This window comes from Dietzia cercidiphylli (assembly GCF_014145145.1).
Classification (GTDB): Bacteria; Actinomycetota; Actinomycetes; order Mycobacteriales; family Mycobacteriaceae; genus Dietzia; species Dietzia natronolimnaea.
Window position 1 is genome coordinate 1 of sequence record NZ_JAALEA010000292.1, and the last position, 14,858, is coordinate 14,858.

Genomic DNA, 14,858 nt, shown 5'->3' on the forward strand with positions numbered 1-14,858 from the left:
TAATTGCAGTGGCCACTTTAGCGGGAACACTCCAAGGCGATGTTGGTCAACAGGACCGGTCGGCGGGCCGCCACCCTCAGGTCGATGAGCGGGGACGGGTGACGCAGCACCCACCAGCCCCACACTGGAAACGCGACGGCCGCCAGCGCGAACAGCCCGAGGGTCAACGCCGAGAGCCAGCCCCAGTCCGCGCCTTTCGACACCGCCAGCAGGAGCGAGATCAGACCCACCGCGAGTCCCACGGCTCCGATCGGGTCCAGGGTCCCGTCGGGTTTGGCGGCCGGGAGCGACCGGATGCGCAGGGCCATCATGGCGATGATCCCCACGCCGAGCACCGCCGTACCCCAGAACATCCACTGCCAGGAGCCGTATTGGGCCAGCGCCGCGGCTGCCGGGAGCCCGAGCGCACCACCGACCCCCAACGAGGAGCTCATGAGGGCGATCGCCGGGCCGAGTCGCACGGCGGGCAGCACCTCGCGCATCGTCGCGATGCCGATCGGGATCACGCCGATCCCCACGCCCTGGAGCGCCCGCCCGATGAGCATCGGCCACAGCGAGGTGGACAGGGCGCACAGGACGGAGCCGACGACCATCACCGCGGTGACGCCGATCAGGACGTTCTTCTTGGGATAGAGGTCGCCGAGGCGGCCCATCACGGGGCCGGCCACCGCTCCGGCGAGCAGGGTCACCGTGACGACCCACGCGGCGTTGGTCGCCGAGGTGCCGAGGATGGCGGGCAGCATCCCCAGCAGCGGGATCACCAGGGTCTGGGTGAGGGACATGACGATCCCGCCGAAGGCCAGGACGACGATCAGTCCGTTCTGCTCCGCCCGAACAGCGTCCCCGCCCCGCGTCCTGCCGCCCATTGATGTGTCCTCTCGGAAACCCTTTAGTCGGACACTACAGACAGGTGTCGAACGCGTTCGCTGTCGACCCCGGACCCTTGTGATCCACCTCACCCGGTGCCAGCATGGGGGTGGTGAACACCACCGGCACGACCCGGCGGGCCATCCGCCGACCCACCGCCACCGTGACCGCGACCCTCGCCGCCACGGCAGTCGCACTGGCCGCCGCCCTCGCGGCCCCGGCCACCGCGAACGCACAGGACTCCTCCGAGGCCCTCGTCCAACTCCTGCCCGCCCCGAACCGTCTGGTCGCCTGGGGCGGATCTCCCACCGGTGCGTGCGCCGGTGCCGTGTCCACCTCACTGCGAGGTGACGGCTATCCCGGGTCGGCCAGTGTGAGCTGGGCCTTCGCGGTCGTCGGCGTGGGTCCGTGCGCACTGACCGCCACGCTCTCCTGGCGCAACCTGGACACCGGCACGAGCGGGCAGAAGGTCGCGCAGATCCCCCACCCGCGGATCTCCCTCGGGATCCCGGACCCCATCGCGCACCCCTACGACGCGATCATCCCCACCGGATCCGGCCGGGTCGAATACCGGCTCACCACCACCGGGGGTGCCGTGGCGGGACCGGTCGTCGTCGACACCGTCGCCTACACCGGCTGACCCCGCACCGGGTCCCGTCAGCCCAGGAGGCCCTCGTACGCGTGCCGCCAGTCCTCGACCGGCGGGACCAGGATGTTCTCCCCGAGCACCTGCACGAGCACCGTCGAGGCGCCCGCGTCCAGGTGTTCCTGTACCCGCGCCCGGGTGGCCTCGACCCCCCGGGTCACCATGGCCGACTGGAGGCGGTCGCTGCCGCCTCGGACGTAGTCGGACTCGTCGAAACCCTGGCGGGTCCAGGAGTTCCGGTAGTTGGGCAGCCCGGTGTAGATGTTCAGGTGGTCCCGGGCCCGCGACCGCCACAGCTCGTCGTCGTCCTCCACGCCGGCGGCGACCACCGCGGCGTGTTCCACGACCAGGGCCGGTCCGTCCTCCCCGGTTCCGCCGAGGATCTCGCGCGCCCGCGCCGTGTGCTCGGGGAGGGTCAGATAAGGGTGCGCGCCGGCGGTCCGGTCCCGGGACAACTCGAGCATCTTGGGTCCGAGCGCGGCCAGGACCACGGGCGGCATGGTGTCCTCCCCCGCCGCCATGGGCTGGGTCCGGTCGAGCGCGTCGAGGTACTCGCGCATCGCCGACAGCGGGCGTCCGTAGTTGTGCCCGCGGTGCCGTTCGACCAGCGGGGCGTGGGACACGCCCAGGCCCAGGACGAAACGGCCGGGGTGCATGGCCTCGATGGTGCGCGCGGCCGCCCCCGCCGCCGAGGCGTCCCGACCGTAGATGTTGGCGATGCCCGTACCGATGGCCATACGGCGGGTGGCCCCGAGGTAGAGCTGCGCGGCGGTGAACGCCTCGCGCCCCACGGCCTCGCCGAACCACAGCGACCCCCAGCCCTGCTCCTCGAGCTCGCCGAGCAGATCCGGGATCCCGGCCGGCGGCACGCCCTCCAGGGAGCCCGTCCACAGGCCGACCCTGCCCAGTTGGCCGCGGCCCGCCTGGTTGTCGCTGGCCCGGTTGACGCTGGCCCGGTTGTCGCCGGCCCGGGTGCCGCCCGCCTGGGTGTCGCCGGCCCGGTCGGATGCGTGGTCGAGGGAAGCACTCATGCACCCGAGTGTGCCCGACCGCGCGAAGGTTCTGCGGGGATCGCCCGGCGGGAGAGGTTTCACGGGAAACCCCGTCCCACGCCCCGGGGCGCGACAGACTGAACCGGAACATGTTCCAGCGGCGGCCTGGGGCACCGAGGAGACGAGACACCGATGTACGAGTGGTCCGAGACCGATCTGATGATCCGGGAGGCCGTGCGGGCCTTTATCGCCAAGGAGATCCGCCCCAATCTGGACGCCCTGGAGAGCGGGGAGATGCCGCCCTACCCGATCATCCGTAGGTTGTTCGCGGAGTTCGGGATCGACACCATGGCCGCCGACGGCGTGGAGAAGATGCTCGCCAGGCAGCGGGCGCGGGAGTCGGGAGCTTCGGAGACCTCGGCCGGGTCGGGCGGGTCGGGCGGGTCGGGCGGGTCGGGCGGAGCGTTCGAGGGCCAGGACTCGTTGATGGCGGTGGTGATCAGCGAGCTCGCGGGGGCCTGCATGGGCCTGGTGTCGGCGCTCGGGGTGAGCATCGGGCTGGGCGCCACGACCATCATGTCGCGCGGGACGTTGGCCCAGAAGGAACGCTGGCTGCCGGGCATCGTGACCATGGAGAAGGTCGCGTCGTGGGCGATCACGGAGCCGGACTCGGGGTCCGACGCGTTCGGCGGGATGCGGACCTACGTGCGGAGGGACGGCGACGACTACATCCTCAACGGCCGCAAGACGTTCATCACCAACGGCCCGCACGCCGACGTGATGATCGTCTACGCCAAGCTCGAGGAGGGCGCGGCGGCGGGTGCCGACGACCGCGACGCCGCGGCGGCCAAGCGCGACCGCAGGGTCCTGACCTTCGTCCTGGACACGGGGATGGACGGCCTCACGCAGAGCGCGCCGTTCAAGAAGATGGGTCTGCACAGCTCCCCCACCGGCGAGTTGTTCTTCGACGACGTCCGGCTCGGCCGCGACCGCCTCCTGGGGGAGACCGAGGAACACCGTGGTGGCGACGGTCGCGAGTCCGCCAAGTCCAGCTTCACCGCCGAACGCACCGGGGTGGCGATCATGGCGCTGGGCATCATCCAGGAGTGCCACCGACTGTGCGTGGACTACTCGCGCGAGCGCACCCTCTGGGGCCAGGAGATCGGGCGGTTCCAGCTGATCCAACTCAAGCTGGCCCGGATGGAGGTGGCGCGGATCAACGTGCAGAACATGGTGTTCCACTCCATCGAACGGGCCCGCGCCGGAAAGCCCCTGACCCTGGCCGAGGCGTCGGCGATGAAGCTCTACTCCTCCGAGGCGGCCACCGAGGTCGCGATGGAGGCGGTGCAGCTCTTCGGCGGCAACGGCTACATGGCGGAGTACCGGGTCGAACAACTCGCCAGGGATGCCAAGTCGCTCATGATCTACGCCGGTAGCAACGAGATCCAGGTGACCCACATCGCCAAGGGGTTGCTGGGTCGCTGACGCACGGGAGGTCGACGCCCGCTGACCCGCTCGGGGCCTCCGGACGCCGTCCGGCCCCGGTGGCGGAAGCGTCGGCTTTACGTACGTTGGAGATATGAGCACCACGAGCGATATCACACGACGCGCCGAGGAGATGACGAACGACAGCGGCGGGTTCCCGCCCCAGGAGCAGCGGCCCCCCGGGCTCAGCTCCGAGATGACCCCGGTGCCCGATCACGGGGAACAGACCTACCGCGGATCAGGCAAGCTTCAGGGGATGAAGGCCCTGATCACCGGTGGCGACTCCGGCATCGGGCGGGCCGCGGCCATCGCCTACGCCCGCGAGGGGGCCGATTTGGCGATCTCCTACCTACCGGAGGAAGAGTCCGACGCCCAGGACACCCGGGGCTGGATCGAGGACGCGGGCCGGCGGGCGGTACTCCTCCCCTGCGACCTGCGCGACGAGACCCAGTGTCGTCAGATGGTCCGGGATGCCGCCCAGCAGCTCGGGGGCTTGGACATCCTCGTCAACAACGCCGGTTACCAACACGCTCGCGGCGAGGGTCTGGAGACCATAGACAGCGAGAACATGGACCCGGTGTTCAAGACCAATCTCTACGCCACGATCTGGGCGAGCCAGGAGGCACTGGACCACCTCGGACCCGGGTCGTCGATCATCACCACCACGTCGATCCAGGCCTACCAACCGGCCCCGCCGCTGCTCGATTACGCGGCCACCAAGTCGGCCCTGAACAACTTCACCGTCAACCTCGCCTCCGAGCTCGGGCCCCGGGGCATCCGAGTGAACGCGGTCGCCCCCGGCCCCATCTGGACGCCGCTGCAGCCGGCCACGCAGCCCGGCGAGAAGCTGGAGGAGTTCGGTTCGGACACCCCGCTCGGTCGCGCGGGTCAGCCCGCGGAATGTGCGGGAGCGTTCGTCTTCCTCGCCTCGCCCGCCGACGCCGGTTACGTCTCGGGCACCGTGCTCGGGGTGACCGGCGGCAAGCCGGTCTTCTAGAGATGGCCGGCTCGACCCGCAGCACCCCCCTCGAGGACTACGCACTGCTGTCCGACCTGCGTACCGGAGCACTGGTGTCGCGGGGCGGGAGCATCGACTGGCTCTGCCTGCCCAGGTTCGACTCCCCCGCCGTGTTCTCGGCCCTGCTCGGCGGGCCCGAGGACGGCCGGTGGTGCCTTTCCGTGGTCGACGGCGAGGTGACCGATCGCCGGTACATCCCGGAGACCTTCGTGCTGGAGACGACCTGGCGGTCGCCGACCGGCACCGCCCGGGTGACCGACTGCCTCCTGCGCAGCGACTCCCAGGGGGACCTGATCCGCCGGGTCGAATGCCTCGACGGCGAGGTGACCGTCCAGCACGACCTCCGCCTCAGGTTCGACTACGCCCGGGCCACACCGTGGACCCGGGAGATCGCCAGGAACGGTCAGGACCGCGCGCTGCTGGCCCTGGCCGGGCCCGACGGCATCCTGGTCACCGGGCCGATGTTGCACTGGCCGGACGAGGACGACGACGACTCGTCGCCCAGCGACGACACCCATGCCCGCGCCGCCGTGCGCGACGAGGGCCGGTCACACGAAGGTGGGCGCGCCCGGCGACTCGAGGGGTCGTTCGATGTCCGCGCCGGAGAGCGGCTGGACTGGGACCTGACCTGGTTCCCGTCCCACGAGGAGGTCCCCGACCCGCCCGACGCCGACGAGACGATCGCCGCGACCATCAGCGCCTGGACCGAGTGGTCGTCCCAGCTGGAGGTCGACTGCGATCCCCAGCCCGAGGTGACCCGGTCGCTACTGGTCCTACGGGCGCTGACCAATCTGGACACGGGCGCCATCGTGGCCGCGCCGACCACCTCGCTGCCCGAGTACTTCGGCGGCGAGAGGAACTGGGACTACCGCTACACCTGGCTCCGCGACGCGGCCTTCACCATCGAGGTCGTGGTGGCGCACGGTCTCACCGAGGGTGCCGCGCTCTGGCGCGACTGGCTCCTTCGTGCGGTCGCCGGTGACGTGGACGACGTCAAGATCATGTACGGCCTGGGCGGGGAACGCCAGCTGATCGAGATGGAACTGGACCACCTCGACGGCTACGAGGACTCCCGGCCGGTGCGGATCGGCAACGGGGCGGCAGACCAGTACCAGGCCGACGTCGTGGGAGAGGTCATGATCGCCCTGCACGACCTGCGCGAGGCCGGTGTCCACGAGGACGAGTACACCTGGGGCCTGCAGAAGGGTCTCCTGCGCTACGCGGAGAAGCACTTCGACCGCGAGGACCACGGGATCTGGGAGATGCGCGGGTCCACCCACCACTTCACCCACGGGCGGGCCATGATGTGGGCCGCGTTCGACCGGGGCGTCCGCGCGGTCGAGGAGCACGGGCTCGACGGGCCCGTCGAACGGTGGCGCGAGCTCCGGTCCCGCCTGGCCGAGGAGATCGACGAGCACGGATTCGACGCCGAGCTGGGTAGCTTCACCCAGACCTACGACAACTCCGAGGTGGACGCCTCCCTCCTGCAGTTGCCCCACACCGGATTCCTGGACTATGACGATCCCCGGATGCTCGGCACGGTGGCGTGTATCGAACGTGACCTCGTCACCGAGGAGGGTTTCGTCCACAGGTACCGGGTGGACAGCGGGATCGACGGCCTGGAGGGTGGCGAGTACCCCTTCGTCCTCTGCACCTTCTGGCTGGTCGAGCAGTACGCCGGGAGCGGCCGCATCGACGACGCCCGGAGCCTCATGGAGACCATGGTGTCCCGGGGCAGCGACCTGGGTCTGTTCTCCGAGGAGTTCGACCCCGCATCCGGCCGCCTGGCGGGGAACTTCCCCCAGGCGTTCAGTCACATCGGGTTGATCCGGGCGGCCGACGCCCTGCAGGCAGCCCGGAAGCGACGACAGGAAGGCGAGCGATGACCACCTACGGATTCCACGCCTCACACGAACAGATCTCCCCGGGCCGGTTGCTGCGGGACGTGCAGCAGGCCGAACGCGCGGGCTTCCGGATCGCGATGTGCTCCGACCACTTCTCACCCTGGTCCACGCGCCAGGGCCACTCGGGCTTCGCCTGGTCGTGGTTGGGCGCCGCGCTGGCCACCACCGACATGACATTCGGCACCGTGTGCGCGCCCGGCCAGCGGTACCATCCCGCCGTCGTCGCACAGTCGTCGGCGACGCTGGCAGAGATGTTCCCCGATCGTTTCTGGGTGGCCTTCGGCAGCGGCCAGAACATGAACGAACACATCACCGGTGACAAGTGGCCCGACAAGACCACCCGGCAGGCCCGCCTGGAGGAGAGCGTCGACATCATCCGTCGCCTCCACCGCGGCGAGGAGGTCACCCACCACGGACTCGTCGACGTCGAGAGTGCGCGGGTCTACTCGCTCCCGGAGACACCACCCCGGATCATGGGCCCGGCGCTCACCCCGGGCACCGCCGCGCGGGCGGCGGACTGGGCGGACGGGCTGATCACCATCAACGACGAGCCGGAGTCGGTGGAGAAGATCCTGGAGGCCTACCGGACGGCGGGCGGCCGGGGGACGCTCGCCCTGCAGGTCCACGTGGCGATCGAGGACACCATGAGCCGCGCACGCGAGGTCGCCCGGGATCAGTGGCAGAACCACGCCGTGGACCCGCCGGTCGCCTACGACCTGCCCACCCCCGAGGAGTTCGACCTGGTCGCCCGGTACATCCCGGACGAGAAGATCGAGGAGTCCGTGATCGTCACCGACTCGACCGACCACCTCGTCGCCCGATTGCGCGAGTTCGAGGAACTGGGATTCGAGGAGATCTACCTGCACCACGTGTCCCAGGACCAGAGCGGGTTCCTGGAGCTGGCGGAGAACGAGCTGCTCCCCGCGCTCGAGCGCCGCTGATCCGACTGCCACCGATCCGGCGGTCGCCGGTCGGCGATCTCGCGCGGTTGCCGCTCCGCGAGGAGGACGTACCGTCGGACCCATGGCCACCGAGATGTTGCACACGTACATGCAGGACCACCACGCCGGTGCCGCCGCCGGGGTGGATCTCTTCCGACGTGTCGCCTCCGACCAGGAGGACCCCGAGATCCGGGCCGTCGTCTCACGGATCGGCGACGAGACAGAGGACGACCTGCACAGCCTCGAGGAGCTCATGACGCTGGCGGGGACGTCGCCGTCGGCACTCAAGGACCTCCCGGCCCAGGCCGCCGAGAAGCTGGGGCAGCTCAAGCCGAACCAACGGTTCGCCGAGAGGTCCCCGCTCAGTGATCTCCTGGAGTTGGAGGCGCTGACCATCGCGGTACGGGGCAAGGAACTCGGATTCAGGGCCCTGCTCGACATCCGGGATCCGCGGCTGCCCCGGCCCACCCTGGAGGCACTGGTGGAGCGCGCGGTCGAGCACGGTAGGCAACTCGAGGCGCTCCGCCTGCGGTGCACGGACGCGCTGCACGAGACCTGAGCCCGGCGAGGACAGGACGAGAGCCGGCCCCGCATCGCGGGTGCCGGCTCTCGTCCTTGACCGGAACCGCCCGAGGGGCGCTCCGTGAGATCGCGGTGAGCTCGCGCTGTCAGGCGCATCGGCTCAGAACAGCTCGGCGGAGCCGATGATGCCGGAGCCGGTGGTGATGGTCGTCGAACCGACCTGGAGGAGTCCGAGGCCCTGGTCAATGCTGCCCACGTGAACGTCCTCTCCTCGATGTCGCCGGTACCCACGCCGTAAAGCCGGGGGAGGAGTCCACCGGTCCGAACGACGGGCTCGGATCGGCAGTCCGCCGGCCACGGCCCCGGTGTTAACAGACCGGGGCGGTACGAAACACGGTGGATACGCAGGGCTCCCCTGGCGGTAACGCGTACACAGAATCGTATACAGCATCGTATCCCCGCAGTTCAGACAGGAAAACCGATGCTCACGCCACCGCCGCCGCCCCGGTCCAACCCGACCTGGATCCACCGTCGCCCCGACGCCCTGGTCACGACGTCCGTCGCGGACTCGCTCGAGCGCTCCCGCCGTGGCGAGCGGCTTCCGCTGGCGGGCCTGACCTTCGCCGTCAAGGACAACATCGACGTGGCCGGGGTTCCGACGACGGCGGGCTGTCCCTCCTTCGCGACCGTGCCGACCCGCAACGCGACCGTCGTCCAGCGCCTGCTGGACGCCGGCGCCACGTTCGTCGGCAAGACGAACATGGACCAGTTCGCGACCGGACTGGTGGGGACGCGGAGCCCGTACGGGGCGGTCCACGCCTCGGGGATGCCCGAGCACGTCGCGGGCGGTTCCAGTTCGGGCTCCGCGGTGGTGGTGGCCGACGGCGAGGTCGACCTCGCGCTCGGCACCGACACGGCCGGGTCGGGCCGCGTCCCGGCGGCGTTCAACGGGGTCGTCGGTCTCAAACCCAGCCCGGGCCTGGTACCCACGACCGGCGTCGTCCCCGCGTGTGCGGACTTCGACTGCGTGAGCGTGTTCGCCCGCACCGTCTCCGCCGCGACGCTGGTCCTCGCCGTGATCGCCGGGCCGGACGGGGTGGACCCGCGATGCCGGACCCGACGTGAGGACATCCCACTGGGCGCGCCCGCGCGGCCGGTGCTGGGTGTGCCCGACGAGCAGCACCTCAGAGCACTCTCCCCCGCGTACCGCGAGGCGTTCGCCCACACGATCGATCGACTCGAGGCGTCCGGGGTCGAGACCACCGTCGTCGACATCGCCCCCCTCCTCGACGTCGCCCGGTTGCTCTACGACAGCGCCCTGGTGGCCGAACGATACTCGGCCGTCGGCGACGCGGTGTCCCGCCGGTCACCGGACATCGACCCCACCGTCGCGGAGATCATCCTCGGCGGGCGGGACGCGGGGGCCGTGGAGTTCGTCGGGGATCTGGAATGCCTCGCCCACGCCGGATCACATGCCACCCGGATGCTCGCGGGAATCGACGGGCTGTTGCTGCCGACCACCACCGAGCACCCGACCCTCGCCGAGGTCGCCGCGGAACCCCTGGAGGTCAACCGCCGACTCGGGACGTTCACCAACTTCTGCAACCTCCTCGGTATGTGCGGCGTGGCGGTCCCCGGGGCCTCGACGACCGGCAGGTTCGGTGTGATGGTCCTGGCGGAACAGGACCACGACCAGGTAATCGCCGACCTCGCGGCCCGGATCCACGCCACGACCTCCGACGAGGCGGGCGGGGCCCTCGATGAGTCAGGGCCCCGGGACCCCGAGGCCTCCGCGCGCTCCGGGGCGGCCGGTGTTCCCGAGATCTGGCCTGACGACGACTGCCGGCTCGCGGTCTTCGGCGCGCATCTGCGGGGACAGCCCCTCCACCACCAGCTCGAGACCCTGGGTGCCCGGTGGACGGCCGACATCCGCACCTCCCCCGACTACCGACTGTTCAGTCTGCGGACCGAGCCTCCCAAGCCCGGGCTGGTGCCGGCCCGGCCCGGCGAGGGTGGAGGCTCGATCCACGGGGAGCTGTACCGACTTCCCCACTCCGCCCTGGGACGACTGCTCGCCACGCTCCCGGCGCCCATGAGCCTGACCAGCGTGACGCTCGAGAACGGCGACACCGTCGTCGGGTTCGGGTGCACCGCCGACGCGCTGCCCGGCGCCGAGAACATCACCGACTGGGCCGATTGGCGCAGCTACCGCCGCGGGACCACGTCCGTGGTGACACCTGCCGCCGCCCACTCCCCCTCCACCGATCCCCGAGAGGACAGCGTCCGATGCTGACCCCGTTCCGACGCCTCGTCATGGCACTCGTCGCACTGCTCACCCTGTCCGCGACGGCGTGCTCCACCATCGATTCCACCTTCACCACCCTCGGCTCCGGGAGCGACCTTGAGCGGGTGACCATCGGGACTCTCCGGGGGCAGCCCCACCTGTTCGCGCCGTACTACTACCAACAGTTCGCGCCCGACGTGACAATCGAGGTGGCCACATTCGACTCCTCGCCGGACATCAAGAACGCCCTCGTCAGCGGTCAGATCGACTTCGGCGTGGTCGGCATCCCGGCTTTGCTCGCCGGCGCCGCCGCGGGTGAGGACGTCCGACTGCTCGCCGTGGCCGCCGACGGCGGGTCCGGCCTGGTCGGCACCCCCGACATCCGTGAGGTCGAGGACCTGCGCGGTCGTACGGTCGGTTATCCGCGCGGTTCGTCCCAGGAGATCCTGCTCCGGCTGACGCTCGCCGCGCACGGCCTCGACGCGGACCGGGACGTCACCCTCGTCAACCTGCCCTTCTCCGACATGGCGACCTCCTTCGGTGGCGGACGAATCGACGCCTTCCTCTCCGCGGAGCTGGGCCCGTCGACCGCGCGGGAGAAGTCGGGGGCGGTGGAGATCGCCTCGCCGTACGAGACACCGGTGGGCAAGGTCAACATCGGCCTCGGGGCGACCCAACGGACCATCGACGCCGACCCGGACATGGTCGAGATGATCGCCGGGGTCCACCGTCGGGCCGTGGAGTACATGGGCGCCAATCGCGGGGACTGGCAGCACCGGGTGGCCGAGCAGTTCTCGCTCGACCCGGACGTCACCGCCCTCGCGGTGGCCAACACGTGGCCCCGCTGGGAGATCGACGACGAGTTCCGCGCCCAGCTCGCGGCCCTGGCCGACCAGATGGTCCGCGTCGGACACATCCCCACCGCCCCCGCCATCGAGACCTTCGTCCACACGAGCTGACGCCCTGCCCGCTCAGCGCACCAGTCCTTTCCAGAAAGAGTCCCGGACATGACCACTCTCTCCCCCGCGGCGATCGACCGACGGACCACCTCGACGCCCCACGTCGTCCCCGCCACCGCGACACGACGTCGCCACGGCGGCCTCCGCCGGCTGCTGCTGGCCCTGCCCATACCGTTGGCGATCCTCGCCCTGTGGTGGATCGCCGTGCGACAGCAATGGGAGCTCCCGTTCGGTATCGACATGCGGTTCCTCAGCGATCCCGTCACCGTGGCGCAGACCTGGGCGGGGCTGGCCTTCGGCACCGCCTCGGACTCCCTGTCCGGTTCGCTGTGGCGCCACACCGCGGCGAGCGCCCTGCGGGTGCTCAACGGGTTCCTGCTCGCGGCGGTGCTGGCCATCCCGCTCGGCATCCTCATGGGTCGCCTCCGGGTGGTCCGGGAGCTGCTCGACTCGACCATCGGGATCCTCCGCCCCATCCCCGTCACCGCCTGGGCCCCCCTGAGCCTGCTGCTGATCGGGTACGGCGACCGCTCGACGATCTTCCTGGTCTTTCTCGCCGCCTTCTTCCCGATCCTCATCAACACCATCGCCGGGGCCCACGCGGTGCCACCGCGGCTGCTCGAGGCCGCCCGGATGCTGGGGGTCGACCGGGTCCGCATCCTGGTCGACGTGGTCCTGCCGTCCGCGATGCCGTCGATCACCGCGGGCCTGCGGGTCGCCCTGGGCCTGTCCTGGGTCGTCCTGGTGGTCGGCGAGACCGTGGGCATCACCACTGGCCTCGGCGCCCTGATCACCCAGGCCAGGGACATGAGCCGCACCGACGTGATCATCGCCGGGATGCTCACGATCGGCGTCGCCGGGATGCTCTCCGACGCGGCCCTGCGCCGGGTCCTGTCGCTGATCACACGTGGTCGACCCGGGCTCACCTGACCGGTCCCGCCCCGGACCCACCTGTCGGCCCCGCCCCGGCAGCACCACTCACGCACCACCATCCACCCGAAGGGACACCACCATGACCACAGGATTCGCCCCCCGCCCCACCGGCCTGTCGACCCCCTCGCCCGCCACGGGCGCCCCCACCCGCGGCGCCGCGATCTCCGTCCGCGGGGTGGAGATGCGGTTCCCCGGCAAGGACTCCGACGTCCTCGCGCTCTCCGGGCTCGACCTGCGCATCGAACAAGGTCAGTTCGTGAGCATCGTCGGCGCCAGTGGCTGCGGCAAATCCACGCTCCTCCGCCTGCTCGCGGGTTTCGAGACCGCGACGGACGGCGTGATCGAGCTCGACGGCGTCCCCGTCCGCGGGCCCGGACCCGACCGCGGCGTCGTGTTCCAGGACTACGGGCTCTTCCCCTGGCGGACCTCCCTCGAGAACGTGGCCTACGGCCCCCGGCGGAACGGCATGTCGAGGAGGCAGGCCTCGGCGGTGGCGCAGGAGGCGCTCGCCCTGGTGGGGCTGGACACCGCCCGCGATCGGTTTCCCGGTCAGCTCTCCGGCGGGATGCAACAGCGGGTCGCGATCGCCCGCGCCCTCGCCAACCGGCCGAGCGTTCTCCTGATGGACGAACCGTTCGGGGCTCTGGACGCGATGACGCGCAGTTCACTGCAGACCGAGCTCACCCACATCCACGAGAGCACGGGGACCACCACGGTGTTCATCACCCACAGCGTCGAGGAGGCCGTCAATCTCTCCGACCGCGTCGTGGTGATGGCCGGCGGCGCGGGTTCGGGGTTGTGCGGCCACGTGATCGCCGACATCCCGATCGACCTGCCCCGTCCGAGGGACGTGACCGCGGCCGCGTTCAACGAGTACGAACGCGCCATCTCCGACCTCATCCACGGGGACGGGTCATGACGACCCCGGGCGGCAGCGCCCCGTCGCAGTCCGTCCGGGCGTTGGAGGGTCTGCGCGAACTGGTGCTCGCCGGACACTTCCAGCCCGGCGAGAGGCTGGTGGAGGGCCGGCTGTGCGACCAGGTGGAGGTCTCGCGGACGCCACTGCGGGAGGCACTGATCCGCCTCGACGCCGACGGTCTCCTGGAACGACGCGAGGACGGCTACTACGTCGCCCGGTACGACCTCGCCGCGCTGCGCGACCTCTACGAACTGCGGGTGGTCCTGGAACTGCACGGGCTGCGCCGGATCGCGCAGAACCCCGGGTTGCGGCTCGACCTCGAGCTACTGGCCGAGCAGCGTGCGTTCTGGGACCGGCTGCTCTCGACGCCCCCCGAGCCCGGACCCGAGTTGGTGCGGGCCGACGAGACGTTCCACGTGAAACTCTCCGCAGCCTCCGGCAACGCGGCCGTCACCGATCAACTCCGGGCGGTGAACGCCCGCATTCGACCTTTACGGATGTATGACTACTCCACCGCCGAGCGGGTCCACGCGACGACCGTCGAGCACCTGGCCGTCCTCGACTGTGTGCTCGACGGGGACGTCGAGGGCGCCGTGGTGCTCCTCCGGCAGCACGTCGGCGACTCCCTGGCCGAGGTGGAGGACAAGGCCCGCCGGTCGCTCACCAACCACGCTCTGCACGCCGTGGGCTAGCCAAGGCTCGCGGCGTAGCGTCGGGGAGATGAGGTTCTCACAGGTCGACGTCTTCTCCCGCGTCGCGTTCCGGGGCAACCCCCTCGCCGTGGTCCACGATGCCGACGGGTTGTCCGAGGCAGAGATGGCGGAGATCGCCCGGTGGACCAACCTCTCCGAGACGGTGTTCCTCCTCACGCCGACCAGCGGGGCGGCCGACTACCGGGTCCGCATCTTCACCCCGGCCGGGGAACTGCCGTTCGCGGGTCACCCCACCCTCGGCTCGTGCGCCGCGTGGCACGCGGCGGGAGGCCGGCCCCGGGTGACGGGCCGGATCATCCAGGAGTGTGCGATAGGGCTGGTCACCGTCCGCGACGAGGGCGACGGAGACTGGTCGTTCGCCGCGCCGGAGCTGATCCGGTCGGGCCCCCTGGAGGAGTCGGAGGTGGCGCGACTGGCCGCTGGATTGGGGCTGGAGGACGACGACGTGGTGGACCACGCCTGGATGGACAACGGCCCCGGCTCCTGCGCTCTGCTCCTGCGCGACGCCGACGCCGTCCTCGCCGCCAGACCCGACATGCAGGCGCTGGCCGGAGACCGGGTCGGCCTCGTGGACCCCCACCCGGTGCGCGAGCGGCCCGGCACCGGGGACGAGGTGCCGCGCGAGGTCGAGGTGAGGTTCTTCCCCGTCTCGGCCGGGATCGCCGAGGATCCCGT

14 protein-coding genes are annotated in these 14,858 nt (G+C 70.7%); 12 read left to right on the top strand and 2 right to left on the bottom strand.

Annotated elements, in window-relative coordinates; all coding sequences use genetic code 11:
* Positions 1–17 precede the first annotated feature (17 nt).
* Positions 18–866, bottom strand: coding sequence for an MFS transporter (locus tag G6028_RS10915; protein WP_241730684.1), 849 nt, complete (start codon positions 864–866; stop codon positions 18–20).
* A 104-nt stretch (positions 867–970) separates the two neighbouring features.
* Here G6028_RS10915 and G6028_RS10920 point away from each other — a divergent pair, with 104 nt between their 5' ends.
* Positions 971–1,507 (top strand): hypothetical protein, encoded by a 537-nt coding sequence (locus G6028_RS10920; protein ID WP_194306370.1) that lies wholly within the window; start codon positions 971–973, stop codon positions 1,505–1,507.
* Between the two features lie 17 nt (positions 1,508–1,524).
* Here G6028_RS10920 and G6028_RS10925 read toward each other — a convergent pair whose 3' ends face one another.
* On the bottom strand, positions 1,525–2,544 hold the full coding sequence (locus tag G6028_RS10925; RefSeq protein ID WP_182658849.1) for a TIGR03620 family F420-dependent LLM class oxidoreductase: 1,020 nt from the start codon (positions 2,542–2,544) through the stop codon (positions 1,525–1,527).
* A gap of 153 nt (positions 2,545–2,697) precedes the next feature.
* Here G6028_RS10925 and G6028_RS10930 point away from each other — a divergent pair, with 153 nt between their 5' ends.
* The 11 genes from G6028_RS10930 to G6028_RS10980 form a co-directional block, all read left to right on the top strand.
* The gene (locus tag G6028_RS10930) at positions 2,698–3,990 is read left to right on the top strand and encodes an acyl-CoA dehydrogenase family protein (protein ID WP_182658850.1); all 1,293 of its coding nucleotides are present in this window, start codon (positions 2,698–2,700) and stop codon (positions 3,988–3,990) included.
* Positions 3,991–4,123: 133 nt separating this feature from the next.
* The gene (locus G6028_RS10935) at positions 4,124–4,987 is read left to right on the top strand and encodes an SDR family oxidoreductase (protein WP_241730685.1); all 864 of its coding nucleotides are present in this window, start codon (positions 4,124–4,126) and stop codon (positions 4,985–4,987) included.
* 2 nt (positions 4,988–4,989) lie between these two features.
* A complete protein-coding gene (locus G6028_RS10940; RefSeq protein WP_182658852.1) occupies positions 4,990–6,894 on the top strand; it encodes a glycoside hydrolase family 15 protein in 1,905 nt (634 codons plus the stop codon).
* The gene (locus G6028_RS10945; RefSeq protein ID WP_182658853.1) at positions 6,891–7,853 is read left to right on the top strand and encodes a TIGR03885 family FMN-dependent LLM class oxidoreductase; all 963 of its coding nucleotides are present in this window, start codon (positions 6,891–6,893) and stop codon (positions 7,851–7,853) included. The genes G6028_RS10940 and G6028_RS10945 overlap by 4 nt, the downstream gene beginning before the upstream one ends.
* 82 nt (positions 7,854–7,935) lie before the next feature.
* A complete protein-coding gene (locus G6028_RS10950) occupies positions 7,936–8,412 on the top strand; it encodes a hypothetical protein (RefSeq protein WP_182658854.1) in 477 nt (158 codons plus the stop codon).
* Positions 8,413–8,856: 444 nt separating this feature from the next.
* A complete protein-coding gene (gene atzF, locus G6028_RS10955) occupies positions 8,857–10,668 on the top strand; it encodes an allophanate hydrolase (protein ID WP_182658855.1) in 1,812 nt (603 codons plus the stop codon).
* Positions 10,662–11,618: an ABC transporter substrate-binding protein gene (locus G6028_RS10960; protein ID WP_182658856.1), complete on the top strand. Its 957-nt coding sequence runs from the start codon at positions 10,662–10,664 to the stop codon at positions 11,616–11,618. Before atzF ends, G6028_RS10960 begins: the two co-directional genes overlap by 7 nt.
* 48 nt (positions 11,619–11,666) lie before the next feature.
* Entirely contained in the window at positions 11,667–12,548 is an 882-nt protein-coding gene (locus G6028_RS10965; protein ID WP_182658857.1) for an ABC transporter permease, read from the top strand.
* An 82-nt stretch (positions 12,549–12,630) separates the two neighbouring features.
* Positions 12,631–13,470, top strand: coding sequence for an ABC transporter ATP-binding protein (locus tag G6028_RS10970; protein ID WP_241730686.1), 840 nt, complete (start codon positions 12,631–12,633; stop codon positions 13,468–13,470).
* Positions 13,467–14,162: a GntR family transcriptional regulator gene (locus G6028_RS10975; RefSeq protein ID WP_182658858.1), complete on the top strand. Its 696-nt coding sequence runs from the start codon at positions 13,467–13,469 to the stop codon at positions 14,160–14,162. The genes G6028_RS10970 and G6028_RS10975 overlap by 4 nt, the downstream gene beginning before the upstream one ends.
* Before the next feature lie 28 nt (positions 14,163–14,190).
* A partial coding sequence (locus tag G6028_RS10980; RefSeq protein ID WP_182658859.1) for a PhzF family phenazine biosynthesis protein occupies positions 14,191–14,858 on the top strand: 668 nt, incomplete at its 3' end.

Excerpts from the sequence above, each read along its gene's own strand:
- G6028_RS10915 (WP_241730684.1), bottom strand. The coding sequence starts at position 866 with ATGGGCGGCAGGACGCGGGGCGGGGACGCTGTTCGGGCGGAGCAGAAC.
- G6028_RS10920 (WP_194306370.1), top strand. The coding sequence starts at position 971 with ATGGGGGTGGTGAACACCACCGGCACGACCCGGCGGGCCATCCGCCGA.
- G6028_RS10925 (WP_182658849.1), bottom strand. The coding sequence starts at position 2,544 with ATGAGTGCTTCCCTCGACCACGCATCCGACCGGGCCGGCGACACCCAG.
- G6028_RS10930 (WP_182658850.1), top strand. The coding sequence starts at position 2,698 with ATGTACGAGTGGTCCGAGACCGATCTGATGATCCGGGAGGCCGTGCGG.
- G6028_RS10935 (WP_241730685.1), top strand. The coding sequence starts at position 4,124 with ATGACGAACGACAGCGGCGGGTTCCCGCCCCAGGAGCAGCGGCCCCCC.
- G6028_RS10940 (WP_182658852.1), top strand. The coding sequence starts at position 4,990 with ATGGCCGGCTCGACCCGCAGCACCCCCCTCGAGGACTACGCACTGCTG.
- G6028_RS10945 (WP_182658853.1), top strand. The coding sequence starts at position 6,891 with ATGACCACCTACGGATTCCACGCCTCACACGAACAGATCTCCCCGGGC.
- G6028_RS10950 (WP_182658854.1), top strand. The coding sequence starts at position 7,936 with ATGGCCACCGAGATGTTGCACACGTACATGCAGGACCACCACGCCGGT.
- atzF (WP_182658855.1), top strand. The coding sequence starts at position 8,857 with ATGCTCACGCCACCGCCGCCGCCCCGGTCCAACCCGACCTGGATCCAC.
- G6028_RS10960 (WP_182658856.1), top strand. The coding sequence starts at position 10,662 with ATGCTGACCCCGTTCCGACGCCTCGTCATGGCACTCGTCGCACTGCTC.
- G6028_RS10965 (WP_182658857.1), top strand. The coding sequence starts at position 11,667 with ATGACCACTCTCTCCCCCGCGGCGATCGACCGACGGACCACCTCGACG.
- G6028_RS10970 (WP_241730686.1), top strand. The coding sequence starts at position 12,631 with ATGACCACAGGATTCGCCCCCCGCCCCACCGGCCTGTCGACCCCCTCG.
- G6028_RS10975 (WP_182658858.1), top strand. The coding sequence starts at position 13,467 with ATGACGACCCCGGGCGGCAGCGCCCCGTCGCAGTCCGTCCGGGCGTTG.